The organism is Anabaena catenula FACHB-362 (assembly GCF_014698735.1).
In the GTDB taxonomy this organism is placed as follows: domain Bacteria; phylum Cyanobacteriota; class Cyanobacteriia; order Cyanobacteriales; family Nostocaceae; genus Anabaena; species Anabaena variabilis_A.
On sequence record NZ_JACJTQ010000017.1, the window covers coordinates 56945 to 75437 of the forward strand.

The 18493-nt window shown below is 38.1% G+C and carries 11 protein-coding genes and 1 tRNA gene; 8 read left to right on the plus strand and 4 right to left on the minus strand.

Going from position 1 to position 18493, the window contains the following annotated elements; all coding sequences use genetic code 11:
* Nucleotides 1-233: 233 nt before the first annotated feature.
* Together H6G68_RS12780 and H6G68_RS12785 are read right to left on the minus strand one after the other, a co-directional pair.
* Nucleotides 234-1286 (minus strand): serine/threonine protein kinase, encoded by a 1053-nt coding sequence (locus H6G68_RS12780; RefSeq protein WP_339327859.1) that lies wholly within the window; start codon nt 1284-1286, stop codon nt 234-236.
* Nucleotides 1287-1477: 191 nt separating this feature from the next.
* Nucleotides 1478-2365, minus strand: a complete 888-nt coding sequence (locus H6G68_RS12785) for an alpha/beta fold hydrolase (protein ID WP_190906993.1) — start codon at nt 2363-2365, stop codon at nt 1478-1480.
* A gap of 194 nt (nt 2366-2559) precedes the next feature.
* Between H6G68_RS12785 and H6G68_RS12790 the strand changes: the two genes are divergently transcribed.
* A complete protein-coding gene (locus tag H6G68_RS12790; protein WP_190906994.1) occupies nt 2560-4089 on the plus strand; it encodes an S-layer homology domain-containing protein in 1530 nt (509 codons plus the stop codon).
* Between the two features lie 143 nt (nt 4090-4232).
* Here the strand turns inward: H6G68_RS12790 and H6G68_RS12795 are convergent, their stop codons facing one another.
* Nucleotides 4233-5234 (minus strand): mechanosensitive ion channel family protein, encoded by a 1002-nt coding sequence (locus H6G68_RS12795; RefSeq protein ID WP_190906995.1) that lies wholly within the window; start codon nt 5232-5234, stop codon nt 4233-4235.
* Between the two features lie 346 nt (nt 5235-5580).
* Between H6G68_RS12795 and H6G68_RS12800 the strand changes: the two genes are divergently transcribed.
* The 7 genes from H6G68_RS12800 (at nt 5581) to H6G68_RS12830 (ending at nt 17315) form a co-directional block, all read left to right on the plus strand.
* A complete protein-coding gene (locus tag H6G68_RS12800; protein ID WP_190906996.1) occupies nt 5581-6498 on the plus strand; it encodes a histone deacetylase family protein in 918 nt (305 codons plus the stop codon).
* A gap of 61 nt (nt 6499-6559) precedes the next feature.
* Nucleotides 6560-10882, plus strand: coding sequence for an AAA domain-containing protein (locus H6G68_RS12805; RefSeq protein ID WP_190906997.1), 4323 nt, complete (start codon nt 6560-6562; stop codon nt 10880-10882).
* Nucleotides 10860-11768, plus strand: a complete 909-nt coding sequence (locus H6G68_RS12810; protein WP_190906998.1) for a hypothetical protein — start codon at nt 10860-10862, stop codon at nt 11766-11768. The genes H6G68_RS12805 and H6G68_RS12810 overlap by 23 nt, the downstream gene beginning before the upstream one ends.
* Nucleotides 11769-11986: 218 nt before the next feature.
* Nucleotides 11987-13126, plus strand: a complete 1140-nt coding sequence (gene gshA / locus H6G68_RS12815) for a glutamate--cysteine ligase (RefSeq protein ID WP_190906999.1) — start codon at nt 11987-11989, stop codon at nt 13124-13126.
* A 360-nt stretch (nt 13127-13486) separates the two neighbouring features.
* Nucleotides 13487-13948: a tRNA (cytidine(34)-2'-O)-methyltransferase gene (locus tag H6G68_RS12820; RefSeq protein WP_127054693.1), complete on the plus strand. Its 462-nt coding sequence runs from the start codon at nt 13487-13489 to the stop codon at nt 13946-13948.
* Between the two features lie 810 nt (nt 13949-14758).
* The gene (locus H6G68_RS12825) at nt 14759-17095 is read left to right on the plus strand and encodes a peptidoglycan DD-metalloendopeptidase family protein (RefSeq protein ID WP_339327858.1); all 2337 of its coding nucleotides are present in this window, start codon (nt 14759-14761) and stop codon (nt 17093-17095) included.
* A gap of 146 nt (nt 17096-17241) precedes the next feature.
* A tRNA-Met gene (locus H6G68_RS12830) sits at nt 17242-17315 on the plus strand.
* A 662-nt stretch (nt 17316-17977) separates the two neighbouring features.
* On the opposite strand, the gene H6G68_RS12835 is transcribed toward H6G68_RS12830, so the two are convergent.
* On the minus strand, nt 17978-18190 hold the full coding sequence (locus H6G68_RS12835; protein ID WP_190907001.1) for a hypothetical protein: 213 nt from the start codon (nt 18188-18190) through the stop codon (nt 17978-17980).
* Nucleotides 18191-18493: the final 303 nt, after the last annotated feature.

Genomic DNA, 18493 nt, shown 5'->3' on the forward strand with positions numbered 1-18493 from the left:
GTAAGTCCGCGTTTAAAAGTTATCTTTATTTTAGGTGAGGAAACTTTACCAGTTTATCATCCTGATGGTACACCTTTTTTAACCTTCGCAGAAATTGCCCAATAGGTCAAACCAGGAAAACAAGCTAGTACCGCTTTTGCAGAATTCACAATCGTGCCGACCGCAGGACACGTTTACAAAATTTTAAAAGCAGATTAAACAAGCTTTTCTGTCATTGTTATAAGAATTACGAATTACTTCTGTCTTTCACTACTAGTTAATTCCTCTGCATTGAGAAAATTTTGTATTTCTATTGAATTAGCAGCATCACCAGGTTGAGAAACCATCAAAGTTATTGCCAACACAGCTAATATTATTGCTAAAGTTACCAAACCTAATATAACTATCTTTTTTTTCAGTTGCATTGCGGCAACTAAATAATCTATCTTTTTCCTAGAACCAATTACCAGAATTGGTTTAAGTGCTTGTAAAGCAACAGAGGCATTAGCATAACGACGCTTGCGGTTAGGTTGCACCATTTTCTTTAACCATAACCTAAACTGTGGACTTATCTGGGGAAGTAAATTCTGAAAATTAAAGCGATAGTTATCATCAATTAATTTACCGATATCCACAGAACGAGTATTTGTGAATAAGCAAATGAGAGTTGCACCTAAACTATATAAATCGGAAGCTGCTGTCAACTCATGACCACATTGTTCTTCTGGAGGCATAAAACCGGGAGTACCTGCAACCAAAGTACTAAAATCCATCTTGGCATCTCGTAACCTTGCTAAACCAAAATCGACTAAATAAGCATTTAATTGCTCATCTACCAAAATATTATCAGGTTTTATATCCCGATGAATAATAGGAGGAACTTGCTGTTGTAGATAAACCAAAATTTCTAAAATCGACAAAGAAATTTCCTTGATTTCTTGCGGATTAAATCTACGTCTTAAGCCTAAAGATGGAGCATCTTTATATTCTAGTATCAGACAAAAGAAACCCGGTTTTTCAAAACAATCTATATAACGGGGGATGCGGGGATGATTCAGTTGTTGAAGTATTTGAATTTCCCGTTCATAAGCTTTCACTCCCGACCAGTCAGCAGTCGTATTTGCACAACAAAATTCTTTAATTACTACTTTTTTTTGAGAGTTAATTTCCTTTGCTAAGTAAGTAATGCGTCCTCCTTCTAGGTTACGTCCCAATTCTCTAATTACTTGATAGCCTGCTGCGGAAAAATCTGGATGATAATTACAGGGAATTGTCCCTTCATATTCATGACTTATATCAAGGTCAATCATACAATTCACATCAGGGGAATATTGTCAATATATAAATTGAAAAAAATATCATCCCCATAGGTAATGGATAATTTTTTTCTCTAATTACCAATTACCTATTACCCATCACCAATTCCAGAAGGTTTTTGTGTTTTACCCTACCTACACCAAGACGCAAATATTTGCAATGGGTCTTGGTGAGAAATAAATTATCTTTTTTGTGCTAACCAATCAATAATCTCAACATTGACAACACCTGGAACTTCATCATGGGGACAATGACCGGCACCGGGAATAGGAACAATTTTGATGTCTTTGCCATTTTCACGCGCCTCTTCGTAAATCTTAGCCCCTGTAATTGGTGTCCAGGGATCATTTGCACCCCAAATTACTAGTAAAGGACATTCTAACTTAGGCAATAGCTCTTCTGGGGAAGGACCGGGAGGTGCTGTGAGGATAGAAGCAAAAACTTGTTGTGCGCCTGGGTCACAGGATGGAGTATAAAGTAAATCAACAAGTTCATCGGTTACAGCATTGCGATCGCTATACACTTGATACAATGTGCGGCGAATCTGTGATTTTTGGCGAATGCGGTTAAAGACGAATTTACCAGTTATGGGGTTAGCTACCAACTTGTTAAAAGTCCCCATCACCACTCGTAGAACTGGGTTCAATTCATGGGGACGGTGACTCAAACCCCCCGCAGAGTTAATTAACACACCCCCAGTCGCAATTTCCGGGTATTTGGTGAGAACCATTAAACTCAAAAGTGCGCCAATAGAATTTCCTATCAATACCGTTGGTTCTTGAATATGTGCATTCCAGAAATCTTTTAATAGTTCTGTCCAGAGTTCCATGCTATAATTTATGGCTGCTTTATCAGAACCACCAAAACCCAATAAATCCACAGCAAAAACCCGATAACCAGCATCAGCTAAAACCGGGATATTTTTGCGCCAGTGACCAATGGAAGCACCAAAACCGTGAATTAGCACCAGCGGCTGTCCTACACCCATGACAGTGTACTGAATTTTGTAATCTCGCCAAATCCAAACTTGTTTTTCAAATGTTGGTGACTGCTGGGTTGATATCGACATTAGTTAAGATTCCTAAAGTATTATTTCTTTATGGTAATCCTCCTGGCATTCTTGACAAAAAATTATGGAAAAAGCTATATATGGCGTACACTATCACCTGTAAGTTTCACCTAGCATCAAAACATTAATCAGTTAAGTAAGCTTATTACCTACTGAACATTCTAGGTGAATAAACACGGCGTGAAATAAATACTATGATTCTAAGTAGATTAACCCATTTTAGGAAAGCAGCTATTGCCTCAGTCGCTGTAATAGCATTGTCGCCAACACATCCTACTTTGGCAGCCTCAAGTTTATTTGCTACAGTCGCATCACAACATAGCAATTATATTCAGCCGCTTTTAGTTCAAAAAACTCCTTCTGAAGATGTAGAAACAGAAAGCACAACCCGCATCAAACAGGAAACTGTTCCTACTAGTTCTGTAAAAAGGGAAAAATCAGGATTTACCCTGGCTATTTGGCAACCAGGTGCTAACATTTCGGAAGTAATCGCCCGTGTTTCTATTAAGGGTAAACATGGCAATAAGTATTATCAAGAAAGGTTTCTAGGAGATTATCGCTACAAAATCAAGCAGAAAGCCAAGTTTGTGAAGGGATTTAAATTAGGCGATCGCATCGTCGTCAGATTATATGATACCACAAACCGCTTTATTGGCTACACCGAATTTGCGTGTTTACCTGGTCATACAGCAGTCAACTTGATTTTATCTGCCAATCCGAGAGAATATCAAGTAGTTCGTGCCTTTTATGGTGTTGATGACAATGAAGATAGCATTGTTGACACCGATACTACCGCTTACGACTACTTCACCCAAGTTAGTAACCAAAAAGTTACTTTCCTGGAAAGTTCCGACAATATCAATATTACTCAGTACCAAGCCGCCGGCTTTTCCAAAGTTGCCACAACCGGCATTTATCCCCTATCCTTCAGCGAAGGTGATTTTGCTTTAGTCGGTAAATCCATTAGCGTCTCTAGTTCTAACTTAGCAAAAGCCTTAACAGTTGCGCCTGGCAGTTTGGTACAGTTGACTGCAATTGGGCAAAACTCCAACTTTGAACTCAGTCAATTATTAAGCAAGTATCGTCCAGTAGGTGTAGCTAAGGATATCCCAGTATCATTTTCAGATATCTCCAAAGACTACTGGGCTAAAGATTATATTGCCGAATTGGCAGCAATGGAAATTATCGGCGGCTTCCCCGATGGTTCTTTTCGTCCTAATGCACCGGTAACACGCGCCGAATTTGCTGCCCTGTTGCAAAAAGTCTTTATCAAAAGTAAAGTCCGGCAAGCGATCGCATTTCGAGATGTTCCTAGCCGATATTGGGCTTATGATGCCATCCGCGAAACTTACGAAATGGGCTTTTTCACCATCCTAGGCAGCAGAAACTTTAACCCCACACAAAAACTTTCGCGTCTAGATGTTTTGATCACATTGGCAAAAGGATTAAATTATAAATCTACCGGTTCTACAGCAAAGATTCTCTCAATTTACAAAGATGCTTCTAGCATTAGAAACGAACATCGTGATTTCATCGCTGCCATGACAGAAAATGGTGTAGTTGTCAACTATCCGAATATAAAATTGCTCAATAGTAAAAAAGTTGCCACCAGAGCAGAAGTTTGTGCTTTACTTTACAGAGCTATGGTTAGCGCTGGTGAAGTAGCAGATTTTGCTTCAAAATACACCATTAAACCAAACCTCAAAAAAGATAACGAGGAATAATACTTTAGTAATTCCAAAAAATAAATTATCCAATTTCATCGCATCGAAACGACTTTTTCTCCCCCTGCACCCCTACCCCTGCCCATGACTTACGTCAAGCTACGCTATCAAAACGATGGGATATGTTTTTAATTGGAAGTACCTTATGGCATATAAATATCTCTGACAGGAAAAGGAATTTGAATTCCTTCTTTTTGATAACGTTTGTGTAATTTTTTGACAAACAGATGTTTTCCAATTCGTTGATCGAAGAATTCACTAACACGCATATAAAGAGTAAAATCAATACTAAAATCATTAAAAGTATGAAATCTCAGATATGGCTCATTTTCAATTAACTTTGGGGCAATTTCTTGCATCACTTCTTTAGCAACTTCAACAGTCACTCTTTCCACCAGTTCCAAATCGCTATCATAACTGACACCCACATTCATTGTTAAAGTGATTTCTTTCGCTGGTAAATGATAATTAGTAAAAATTGCCGAAGCCAGCTTAGAATTAGGAACAATGATCACATTATTAGACATTTCTTTGATCGTCGTATTCCGCCATGTAATATCCGTGACATACCCTTGATTCCCATCATCCAATTTCACATAATCTCCAGTTCTTACCTGCTTAGAGATAAGTAGATAAAAACCAGAAAATAAATTAGTCAGAGTATCTTGTAGTGCTAAACCAACCGCTAAACCACCAATTCCTAAAGTTGTAATAATGGGTGTAATTTCAATCCCCACAGTTTGCAATAAAATTAATGTTCCCAAAATCAAAACGCCAACTTTAGCCAAGTTAGAAATTAGTGATGTAGAAACTCCTTCCGTGCGACGAATAAATAAATTGACAAAACCAGCAGTCAATCTAGCCAAAACTAAAGTGACTGAATACAAAACAATAATGGTCAGAATTTTTTGCAGAACATTAATAATATCCGGCTTGAGTGGAGAACTAATAATTGCCCAAAAAAAGCCTGCAACGACAAACCAAATAAAGGTCATTCTATGCAGGGATTGAAATATAATCTGATTTCCAGGAACTTGTTTATTAGCGACAAATATTTTCAGTTTTTGGAAAACATATTTTTCACCAATTAGACCACCTAGTAAACCAGTCAGAACAAATACAATTGGTATAATCCATTGTGTCATAATTATTCGAGAATTAAGAACTTTAAATGTGCCTATTTAGAATTAGTCAATGATGCTGGCTAAATTTTACCTTGTTATTAGGCGTAGAATTTGATGGAGACAATTTTTTAGACATTGTATCAAATCATCTGAAGAAAATTAAAATTTTCAACTTGAATCTATATATACTAGTAATGTATGAAAAATTTGTGACGCATTTGCGTTAGTAAGATTACTTATCAGATTAGGTTATGTTACTGACTGAAAAAATATAACAAGTAAATTCCACTTGATATCAATCTAGCGCAAGACAGATTTTTCTCACTTATCTTGAGTAATAGTTAACTTGAAAATTCGCCTATAAACAATGGATTTGCCAATTATTTATCATACAGATTATATTGCTCCTCTACCCCTAGGGCATCGCTTCCCGATGTCAAAATTTCGACAGTTGTATGAATTGCTGTTAGCAGACGAGGTAACACACCCAGAACAGATTCACATTCCTGAACGTCCACCGCAAGAATTAATTGAATTAATTCACACCCCCAACTACGTCCAAAGTTACTGTGACGGAACCTTAGAACCCAAAGCACAGCGACGCATTGGTTTACCTTGGAGTCCAGCTTTAGCAAATCGTACCTGTGTCGCAGTAGGTGGAACCATCCTCACAGCCCAATTAGCAATAAGTCATGGTTTAGCTTGCAATACTGCTGGTGGAACTCATCATGCTTTTCCGAGTTATGGATCAGGTTTTTGTATTTTCAATGATTTAGCAGTTGCATCTCGCGTTGTGCAAAAATTAGGACTTGCTCAAAAAATCTTGATTGTAGATTTAGATGTACATCAAGGAGATGGAACAGCATTTATTTTTGAAAATGACGATAGCGTTTTCACATTTTCCATGCACTGCGAAGTCAACTTTCCGAATACAAAACAAAAAAGTGATTTAGATATTCCTTTACCAGTAGGAATAGAAGATGATATTTATTTGCAAGTATTAGCTCACTACTTACCAGACGTATTATCACAAGTCAAGCCAGATTTAGTATTTTATGATGCAGGAGTGGACACCCATATAGCTGATAAACTTGGTAAATTAGCTTTAACTGACACAGGCATTTTCCGTAGAGAAATGCAGGTTTTAACTACCTGTGTAAATGCAGGCTATCCAGTTGCTTGCGTTATCGGTGGAGGTTATGCAGATGATATGAAATCCCTTGTTTGGAGACACTCTCTATTACATCGAGCCGCAAGTCAAGTTTATCAACAATTTCGACTTTAACTCAATAATACTTTCATGTGTTGCTCTGCGCGCCTTTTCGATCAAAAAATCAGGAGTATCTATGCCAAAGTTAGCAAATAAAAACAAATCAGAAACTTGGGGTTACACTTTCATAAATTCAACAATTGATAGTTTAATCAAGAATTTTGAAGGTCAATCAGCCGCAGAATTATATCCAGAATTTCGAGAGCGAAGAGAACGCGCTCATGAGTTAATATTTGAATGTTTTGGTCAAAAACCTTGCTGGTTTTATATTCGTCGTCATGGTAATGGAAAAGAAGCAGGAGAAGAAATTTGGGATTTGACAATAGCTACAGATAAAAGTGATTTTTTATTACCTAAAAGACTTAAAGAACTCAAGAAAACTTTAGGATTTAGAGCAGCAGTACAAAAAAATGGCTCTAGCGGTTTAAAGCTTCTCTCAGCTTATTTATTACAACCTTCACGGGGACAATCTGATGCTTATGCTGCACCTTATTGTTTATGTTTACTGCCTAATCATGAACACCGTATTGGTATTCCTCCAAAGGCATTAGCACAGATAGCAACTATGCCAGTTTGTGGTAATCATGTACCTACAGAAGATCAACTGCAAGCATGGAAAGCCTTTTTAAAAGTTGAGGAACGTATAGCTAAAGCACGTCAGTTTTGTGTAATTTTTATAAATTATAAATATAGTCTTAATCATAAACAAATTATTTTTGAAATTAATATCAATTCAGCTACACTTGATGGTTCTGATGAAAATAACTTAAATGTAGAAAACTTTTGGGAACGGGTAAAACAGGCAAAAAACCAAGATATTAAGTTGTCTGATACTGTACCTACAGAAAAAAATCGTCGCAGCAGTCGTCAATTAGGAACTATTGATAAAATCGATCCAAAATCTAATATTATTCAAATTAGATTAGAACGCGATTTAGTTGAATATATAGCAGCAGGAAATTATCAACTTCCCGCGACTGGATATTTATTTTTTGATGCTGCTGGGGATATTAAACAAATTGAACGTAAAGAAAAAGCCTTAGAACAATTAAAACAAGGACGCACTCAAAATCCCTATTTAGGTAACTTTTTATTTGATGCTTCCCAAGCAAGACCTATAAAAAAAACAATCAAACTGCAAGCAAAAGATTTATTATTATCTTCTGCAAATGCAGGTCAAAAAGCATCCGTAGAAATGGTACTTGCAGCCGAAGATTTAGTTTTAATTCAAGGGCCACCAGGTACTGGTAAAACTACCGTAATTGCGGAAATTTGCTATCAAGTTGCTTTGCGAGGTGGACGTACATTAATTACCTCTCAAGCCAATTTAGCAGTTGATAACGCTCTAAGTCGATTAGTTCATAACCCAGTAATTCGGGCTGTGAGAAAGGGCAGATCCGAAAAAGTTGGAGAAGAGGGACAGCCATTTTTAGAAGATCAAGTAATTGGCACATGGTTAGAAAATACCGCCAACGACTGCGAAAATAATCTTGATCAACGTCAGGAAAATATCACGATTATTAATCAATTATTAGCATTATTACCACGTTTTGTAGCTTATCTCAAATCTGAGGAAGAATTTAATCAAAAACAAAATCAATCAAAAGCAGAAATAGATGAATTAAAGGAAATATGTAAAAATCAAGAAATATATTATCATCAAACCTTAGCCAATCAAAATAAAATAGAAAATCTACTTTCTGGATTGAATAATCTCCTCAAAAATGTACCAATAAATTGGGATTTAGCAGAAGTAAAAGATTTTTTACCCTGTCTTCAACCATATACAAAAGATAATGATCAAGTAGAAAATTTTCGTGAAACTGTTCGTCAAGCTATAGCTTATACAGATGAACTGGGCTTAGTTCGTCCTGTGCGTGGTGCATTTGGGTTAGCGGTTTGGTTACGTGAAACTGTAGCAACTGAAATTTCTGAATTTAGAACAGGATTAAATTATGCTAATGATGTGAATATAGCCATGTCAGAATTATCTACATTGGTACAGGCTTTCAAACAGAGTTCTACATATTTACATCAGTTACAAGCAGAGTATGAGCAATTTCTAAATAAAGATCAAAGTCTACAACCAACAATTCAAATATGGGAAAACCGTAAACGCGAAATAGATTATATTATTGAAGCAGTTATAGAATGGAAATCTACAGCTTATAACAATCTATATCAAGTATTAAAAAATTGTCAGCAATCAGATTTACCATTAACAGATAATATGGTAGATTTACCACTAGGTTTATTGATGTTTGCCAAAAATTTAAAATTACCACTTGTACCCAAAAATTATAAAATAAGCTTACCAGATTGGAAGTTATTGACAAAAGCAATATCTTATGAAATCCAAGGCAAATTTACTGACAGACGGGGGAAAGAACATAATTTTAGTTATTTTTTGCAGGAACATTTTAGTCAAATTCCCATAGTACTATCAAAAAGCGATCGCACTCAATGGCAGGTAACTTATCAAGAATTAAATGATTATCAACTCCTGAACCCTAAACAGCGTAAAACACTGGTTGAAAATACCCAATCTTTTTTAATTAGACTCCAAAAAACATACAGCACATCTTATGAATTGGATAACATCAACTCTACTCTTAGCCGCATTACCCAAGAATTACTAGATATAATTCTTGCAAATGCCCGTCAATGTGTTGTGAAAATTAAAACAGAAGCTGAACAACAGCTTACTATTTTACAAAAACAGCAAAAGCAATTAAATGAACTGCCCAATAATGGAATTACCAAAGAACAAATATCGGAAGTTCAATTTCAGGTAGAAAAATATAGCCAAGATGCTAATGTGAAACTTGTACAAGTTGTAAATAGCTTGGAAGAAATTAGCAAAAAAATAAATATACCTAATTCATTACGGATTTTAGCAGAAAAATATTTAGCTAAACAATCAAATATTTGGGAACAAACCCAAGAATTTACAACGCAAGTAAGTTTTTGTGAAAGTCGCATAATTCAACTTGAGACTTTAATTCCATCATTAGAACCTCTGGTGATACTAGAAATAATTAAAAATTCTTTAGATGAAAAATTTTCAACATTACAAACAGAAACTGCAATTTCTCTACAAAAACTGGAAACTTTCCAAGCTAATCTACACCAATTAGAACAAAAACAAGAATTAAAAATATCAGAAGAGTTAATCAAATATCGCTATTGGTGGACACAAGAATGGCAAAATATACCTGATAAATTTAAACTAGAAATTCCTGAAAATGAATTATTTGATTTAGACTTTTTACGCAACATCAGAAAGAAGTTTAAAAATTGGACAAAACAACGACAAAATGAAGAAAATTATCTCCATAAATATCAAAACTTTGTTCAAGATTGGATTACAAAATTACGTCAACCTTCAGAAAGAGATAGTAATGATTTAAGAAAAATTTATTTAGATAATGCTAACGTTGTTGGTATTACCTGTGTGCAAGCGGCAAATTACAATTTTTCTGAAGAATTTCAATCTTTTGATGTTGTGATTATTGATGAAGTTAGTAAATGTACTCCACCAGAATTACTAATCCCCGCATTAAAAGGTAAAAAATTAGTCATGGTAGGAGATCATCGACAATTACCACCAATGCTTGACACTAGCACTGTTGAAGAAGTTGCTAAAAAAATTGGCAATACCAGAGAAGAATTGCAATTTTTAGAAGAATCATTATTTAAAATTCAATTTGAAACTGCGGATAAAAGTATCAAAGAAATGCTAAATACCCAATATCGAATGCACCCAAACATTATGGGAGCAATTAATCAATTTTATGATGGTAAATTAGAATGTGGTATTTTAGAACCTGATACAAAACGCGCTCATAATTTAGCAGGGGAAATAATTCAAGAACATCAGCATTTAATTTGGGTGAAAATGCCCAGAGAAAACGAGTTTCAAGAAGAACGTCAGGGAACTTCATTTTTGAATATTCCCGAAATTGATGTCATAGAAAATATATGCCAGCAATTTGAGCATACTTGGGCTGAGAAAGTTGCTAATGGTGAATCCAAAAAAGAAATAGCTGTAATTACATTTTATGGCGCTCAATTGAGAAAAATTGATGAACGTTTACAATCTGAGCTTTTCCCTTCTTTGCAAATTAGAACAGGTACAGTTGATAGATTTCAAGGAATGGAAAGAGCAGTTGTAATTGTGAGTATGGTTCGTAATAATAGTCAAGGAGATGTGGGATTTGCAAAAAAACCAGAACGGGTTAATGTCGCTTTTTCCCGCGCTCAAGAATTACTAGTAATTGTTGGTTGTCACGATTTATTTACCAGTAAATCAGGTACAGTCGGCGGTATGTATTCTGAAGTTGCCAATATTGTCAATTATCATAGAGGTTTTATTGATGTTTCCAGCTTCCACGTCTAAACCTATTGATGAAATTCTTAAAAATGCGGTAGAAAAAATTGAAGCACAAAATGCTAACTTAGCAGTTTTCGCAGCCCGTCAATTCCGCTATAGTTTGCGTCAAAGTACTGTGGAATTGACTATCAAAGAACCACGACAATTTAATGTCCTAGAAGAATTTATTATCCGTGCGGCTATTGAATTTGAACCACCACCTACCGCAGATGAATTAGCATCAGTACTTGGGCTTGATGCTGTATTTGTAAAAAGTACAATTTCAACTCTTCAGACATTACAAACTTTAGCTACTACAAAACAAATTACAGTCACACCTGAAGGGCATTTATTCTATGAAAAAGGAACTGTATCAAAACCGCCTTATACCATCCAAATTTATGCTATTAGCGACTCTTTAGCTGAAACAATTACCTTTCAATCTGAATCTTTAGATGATGTCACAGTTAATTTACCTGATTTAGGAAAATTTGTAAATATTGATCATAAGATTCACCAAATTTCTACATTCTCACTTGAAGAAATACAGCAAATGCTTCAGGATTCAGGTTTAGCAATTCATGTACCAGAAGAGGGAAAAATGATTACTGATTTTCGGGTACTAGCTGCAAGTAAAATAATTTGGAAACCAATATCACTATTTGTTATATTCAATGTTTTAGAAGATGAATTAAATATTCAAATCAGTAGTGATAAGCAAATTTTAGAAGTAGCTACAAAGCGAATAAATTCATTACTAAAAGAAAGTAAAATATCATTACTAACCTTATGTGAATTATCAGATGAAGCTATCAAAATACAACGTGAAGAAATTCTCAAAAAGTCCCAAAACATAGATTTATCCAAAACAACGATATTGCCACAGACAATACCTCAAAAGCCAGAAAATTAAATAACCCAAAATCAAAAAACAGACACAAAACTAATAACCAAACTCCATCACCTTTTATCTGCGTTTGTCTGCGTATTCTCCGAGAAGTCACTCAATGGGAGTCTACCATCTGCGGTGAATAAATCTATCTCATCCTCAACCGCACAAAACCACCGTCATGCAGAGAATCGTCAAATTTGATACAATTTATGCACAATTTAGGAGAGCCGAGGAAAAAAATGGTCTTAACAAAAGGCTTTGAGATTGAGATATACACTGGCACACCTCAAGGTAAAATAGTCGGACTCTCCGACCAAATTATCAGAGACTTGGATGGATTTATGCGGGAGCCAGATAGCCGCAACGTAGAATACATAACCCAACCATCCAGTAATTACGAAAATCAATTGTGTGGCTTGCTGCGTCCCCGACGAGATTTGCGTAACTATCTACAACAGTTAGGCGACTATACCTTAATTCCAGGAAGCACTCTATCTTTGAGTGGGAGCGATCGCTTTTACCGTTCCGACCCCACCAACTCCTATCATGACTACATTGAGCAAACCTATGGCACAAAAGTAGTCACCGCCAGCGTACACATCAATATTGGCATCAGTGACCCAGAAATACTAATGCGTGCCTGTAGAGTCATCCGCCTCGAAGCACCCCTCTTCCTTGCCCTCAGCGCCTCCTCTCCTTTCCTAAACGGTCAAGCCACAGGTTATCATTCCACCCGTTGGGGACTCTTCCCCCAAACCCCTGCTCATGTACCCTTATTTTCCAGCCACGCCCATCACATCCAGTGGGTGGGTGAACAACTAGCGGCGGGGACAATGCAAAACGTGCGGCATTTGTGGACATCAGTGCGGCCAAATGGCGATCGCCGTCCCTATGATTTAAATCGTCTAGAACTGCGAATTTGCGATTTAGTCACAGATCCCATTTCCTTGTTAGCAATTACCGCTTTACTCGAAGCCCGATTGTTACAAATCATCGACAACCCCAACATCGATCCTTTAACCCAAAGCAGCTTATCCCCTGAAGAATTGATCGCCCTAACTGCCAAAAATGAAATGGCAGCCGCTACAGCGAGTCTTGATGCTCAGTTGCAACATTGGCAAGATGGTAGTAACATCCTCGCCAGAGATTGGATTGCAGAACTATACCAAGAAGTTTGGGGAATAGCTAAACAACAAGGCTTCAGCTGTTTCCTTTCCCCCTTGCAAAAAATCCTCCGCGAAGGTAATGAAGCCCAACAGTGGTTACAGTTACACAAAGTCGGTGTTGATTCTCAGCAAGTCATAACCCAGGCAATTATTGCCACTCAAGAACGGGAACAGGAACTAGAAAACAAGTTGTGTTCGTCTCTATTAGCTTAATTTCTCAGGTAATAGGTGACAGGTGACAGGTGACAGGTGACAGGTGACAGGTGACAGGTGACAGAAAAAAGATAAATATTCTTGCCCATCTCCGCGTCACCGCGTCTCCCTATCCCCGCGTCACCGCGTCCTCTTCTTCCCCCTCACCGCGTCTCCCCATCACCGCGTCCCCGCGTCCTCTACTTCCCCCTCACCGCGTCCCCGTGTCCCCGCGTCTCCCACTTTCTTCGTTTTAAAAATCTAATCGCTGGTGATTATTTCAGGGGTATTAACAAAACCTATAGGTGATCCATCTCTATCTATCGGTAGATTTTCTACCTGCGCTACAGTATTCTATAGAATTCTTAACTTTTCGTGACCATGCCTCAGGTAGTTCTAGTTAACCCACAAATTCCTCCTAATACAGGCAATATTGCCCGTACTTGCGCCGCTACAGGCACAGAATTACACTTAGTAGGACCTTTAGGATTTGAAATTAGCGATCGCTACCTCAAAAGAGCCGGTTTAGATTACTGGCCTTATGTCAAACTCCACTATCACGAATCCTTAGAAGCATTCCAAATCATCCATAATCAGCGTGGGGGCAGACTGTTAGGTTTTAGCGTTCGTGGCAGTGTTAACTATACCAAGTTCCAATTTCAAGCCGATGATTGGCTGCTGTTTGGTAGTGAAACCCAAGGCTTACCACCCATTGTTCTCTCCACCTGCGACTCCATTCTCCATATTCCCATGACTGAACCGGGAGTTCGTAGCTTGAATTTATCCGTAAGTGTAGCTATCAGCTTGTTTGAATCCCGCCGTCAGTTAGGCTATTTACAATAGTTAATGAAATTTTAAGTATAAAAACTGACTTTTTTTTACAAAATAAGAGTGTGATGAAGTCATTAATTGGGTGAATTTACTTAAAAAAGTGAGTAGTTAAACCAAAATTTTAATCATCTCTCAACCCATATAAAAAAAATGTCTTTTAGATTAGCAGAGCTAATATAAGAAATTTGTATATTAACTTTGAGTCCTTACCCATTCTCAATGATAGATTTTAGTAAATTTAAATTACATCATTCTGAGAGATAAAATCGGCAAAAGCATTTACTAGAGAGCATCTTAGCTATTTGTATCTGGTGACACAATCATATAACTCCTATCTTGCTGCGAATTTGTACGGTTGTTTTTTAGGGAATAAACGACGTAAAGTCTCGTGTTGATAAGACTGATTGGATAAAAAAATCTTGAAAATATTTACAGCAGGATAATCGTCTTTCCAGAAGTCGCAGCCGATCAACCGCTAACAGCGCTCGTGGACTCAGCAAAGCTATCATAATTTGTCTAGCCCCCGCCATAGCAAAATCAGCAAGATAACTGTCAAGAATGAACATTCCTGGGTTTATGAGGAGTGGTAACAAACAAGTCAGCACACAAATTTTAAGGTTTACTAACAAGTATGAACTTGTTTAAATCAGAGAAGCAGGTTAATCTTGCCTAAGTATCTCTGATGAATGTGATCTTGATATATCGTTTGATGTGATCTCAATCATGGATTAATATCCAACTTGAAAAATCAAGGTCAGTTAAGCGAAGCGTGATCATAGGAGGTCGTCTTTGAAACGAGCATTGAAAAAGAGAGTAAAGGCTGTGTTGAACAATACCCCTAACAGTGATGATGCCCCGGTAGAGCAGTTAAATGAGGCTAACCCCAAAGCAACCCGCCGGACGCGAACCCAAGCCGCTATGATTGGCTTGGCAATCTCAATGGGCGCAACCAGCCTTTTGGTGACTCGACAAAGCGATCAAGCCCAAGCAGCGGCTCCTGTTGGCAGTCAAAAAGCAGCCTCAACAATTCCGGCTGCTGCTGAGACTGAGATAAAGTTTGTAGCCACAAAGCTGGAGTCCCAAGCCGTCTCATCAGCGAGCGTGCCTGAAAATCCTGTCATCGTGGAACCAACAGCAGTTTCGCAAGTGCCTGGGCTTGAAGCTAAATGGCCAATTACAGCCAAAGAAAAGGCTGTCAAAATTCCGGTCTCAGAAGCCGACAAAAATGCTATCTACTTACAACCCCAAATAGCACCGGAATTGAGAAATAACTCAGTTCAATCCACATTACAAACAGCTAACCAGCTGCCTCAGACATCACAACAATTTGCAGCCAATCCCAGTGTTGTTGGCAGCCAACCTACACCTGTAACTGTACAAACAGAGAACAGAATCAGTAATGATGTGAATGTCCAACTGAAAGCGCAGCAAGAGTTTGCTCTCAACCGCTTACAGGAAAAATCGAACCGTTTAAGAAATAGTCTGGCGGAGTTGCGGTCTGAGGAGACCAACAATTTATCACAATCTGGTATTGAACAGGCACAGCCAACAACCGTAGCTGATCAAACTGTGGCAGTACAGTCAGAAGATTTGACTAAACCCAAGCAAGTCGATCTGATATCCAAGTTAAAAGAGGATAAAAACACAAGTGCGCTAGAGCAGAAGGTAATGACACCTGCACCAGCAGCACCTACAGTTGTCGCTCAATTACCTCTCTTCACCTACGAGGTTAAACCAGGAGACACATTAGCAGAAATTGCTACCAATTACGGTACTTCAGTCTCAGAACTAGTCAAAGCTAACAATCTCAACAATCCCAATGAACTGCAAATCAGTCAAAAACTGATTATCCCTGCTGTTAAAGCGGAGCGTAGCCTCTTCAACCAGCCTACTGTAGCAATTCAGCCCAATTTTGTCCAGCCTAGCAGTATGCCCACAGTTGCTAGTTCTCCTGTGAGTAAGCCTAAATTAGATACCAATCTAACTGTTGGTTCACAATCACCAGTATTTGCTAACAACAACAGCGTTGCTATTCCCATTCCAGCAGCTAGGGAGAATCAGCTGTCGGTAAACACTCCTGCTATCACCAACAGTATTACCATCCCCGTACCAGCAGCTAGGGAGAATCAGCTTCCAACTCCAGATACTGACGCTACTCCCCCTAGATCTTATGGTGTGGGTGGTGATACTCCAATACGCAATCGTGCGACGAGAACTCAAACGGCTCAAAAACCACCTCGAAAGTTAGCCAAGACTAAAGGTAATGAGCGTCTCACCAGTTTACAAGCAGAAATTGAGAGACTACGCGAAAAATACCGCGCTCAACAATCAGGTATGTCTCAAGAGTCTACTGTAACTGTGCCAACAGTCACGGAAACTGATAATTCAGTCCGGCCGATTGCTGTGCAGAGAACCAAGAATGTCTCCGCTGTCACGGTTAATTCCCAACTCAATTCAGTGGCGATTCCTGTACCTCAACCCATACTACCCAGTTACAGCGAAAAACCTGTTAAGCCTCTATTCCGTGCTACTCCTCGTCCCACTAACGAGCCAATTAACCCAGAATTTCTGTCAAATCAAACAGCAGCCCCGAAATATTCCAATCGTAATTCATCTGGCATTAGGTTAGCAGTACCTCCCGCAGGTGTTACCGCTACTGACTCTTTAGGTAAATTGCGAGGAACTAGGGTGTCTCCCACCTTGCCACCTTTGGCATCTGTGGATATATACTTACCTAGATCTGTTGACCCAAATACTAATTCCCCATCTACTTCTTCCACAGGTTATATTTGGCCAGCAAAGGGAGTACTTTCCTCTGGTTATGGCTGGCGTTGGGGTAGAATGCACAGGGGTATTGATATTGCTAATGGCGTTGGTACACCAATCTACGCATCGGCTCCTGGTGTAGTGGAAAAAGCCGGCTGGAATAACGGTGGTTATGGCATTTTAGTTGAAATCCGCCATGCCGATGGTACCTTGACTCGTTATGCTCACAACAGCCGAGTTTTGGTACAAGTCGGTCAACAAGTAGAACAAGGACAAACAATCGCCGCTATGGGCAGCACTGGTTTCAGTACTGGCCCTCACACCCACTTTGAAGTTCATCCATCAGGTAAAGGTGCAGTTAACCCCATTGCTTTCTTACCAGCACGGCTGTAATGACTAGCTGTTTTTAACTCAGGCATTGCCTTGTTCGTTGAGGGAGATATACTCCCTCTTTGATTTTTTTAGAGGAGATTTTTATCAATAGGAATTGCGATCGCTAAAATTGTATGCTATCTTAATAGAAGTTGATGAAACAACACGGCTCAGTAGCTCAGTTGGTTAGAGTACGGGACTCATAAGCCTGGGGTCGTCAGTTCAAATCTGACCTGAGCCATTTAAAAAATCTAATATTTGTCAGCACATCAGCCGATAGTCAAACTTTCAGGACTATACGGCTTTTGCTTTAAGTATCTTACTTTTATAATTCAGGTGAAATAAAAGGCAGCAGTTTACCAAAACTAAGTCTATCTACAGCAGGGAACTCTTAACAGGGAACAAGGTTAAAACTCTTGTGTTATGTGGCTTTGTTCTTAAATTTTGCACCACATTTACCTGAAACCTGCTGTAGATAATTGATAGGACGATGTTTATCCAAAAGACATCTGGTGAAAAAGAATGTAGAGACCTTCCATGGAAGGTCTCTACAAGGTTCCTGGATGAAGCATATTTAAAGAAAGGTTGATGTCTAAAGAAGTTTGAATTAAGGTTGTTAAGTAAGTCAAGCTTAAAAAACATCAAATAGACCCAACCCCCTTTTCTAGTAGGAAACGGTGAATCAAAGCCTCTCTACTGTTAGGGTAGAGGTTTATCAGAGAGATATTACGTTGATCACGAGGCGAAATTTATTGTTAATACCTGCTTCATTTCGCGATTTTGATTGTGAAGCTAATAAACTAGAAATTTCCTGCATCAATAGGTGATAGTGAAGTTTATCAAAATTTGTACTTTTGTCACCTAACGAGTCAGAATAATCGAACTCCATTTTAAGCTAACAAGCTACTTTTTTTCTTCCGTTTCTCGCAGTTGCTTCTCTGTCCGTGCGTAGGGGTCTGTCTTTGGCCTCCAAGAAGGAAACAAGCCAATAAAAAATTTGTTCATGCCTAGGCGAGTATGAGTGCTGGCTTGCCCTAATGAACCAGGAAACACTTTATCTCCTGCCGCCACAAACAGCAAAAAGCCAATGAGTATAAAAGGCATATACCGTTTCATCTTTAAATTCCCTCATGCTAAAGCTTTCTAAAAGCTAACAAGCGATACTTCCAGTGAGCTACATTAATTCTTTCTTATTTAGTTCATTTATATAAAAAAATAAGTTACTCGTCAATATTCAGGATGGTAAAAAAATACTCGCAAATGCTAATTGATATAGATAAGTAGTGGTGCAAAATAAATTGCACATTTTGAGAGGGGAACTCTTAACAGGGAACAGAACAAGATTACAAGGATTTCTATTTTTTGGCAAAATGTATAATTAATTTTGCTGAGGTACTTGTTTTTAAATTATACAAAATA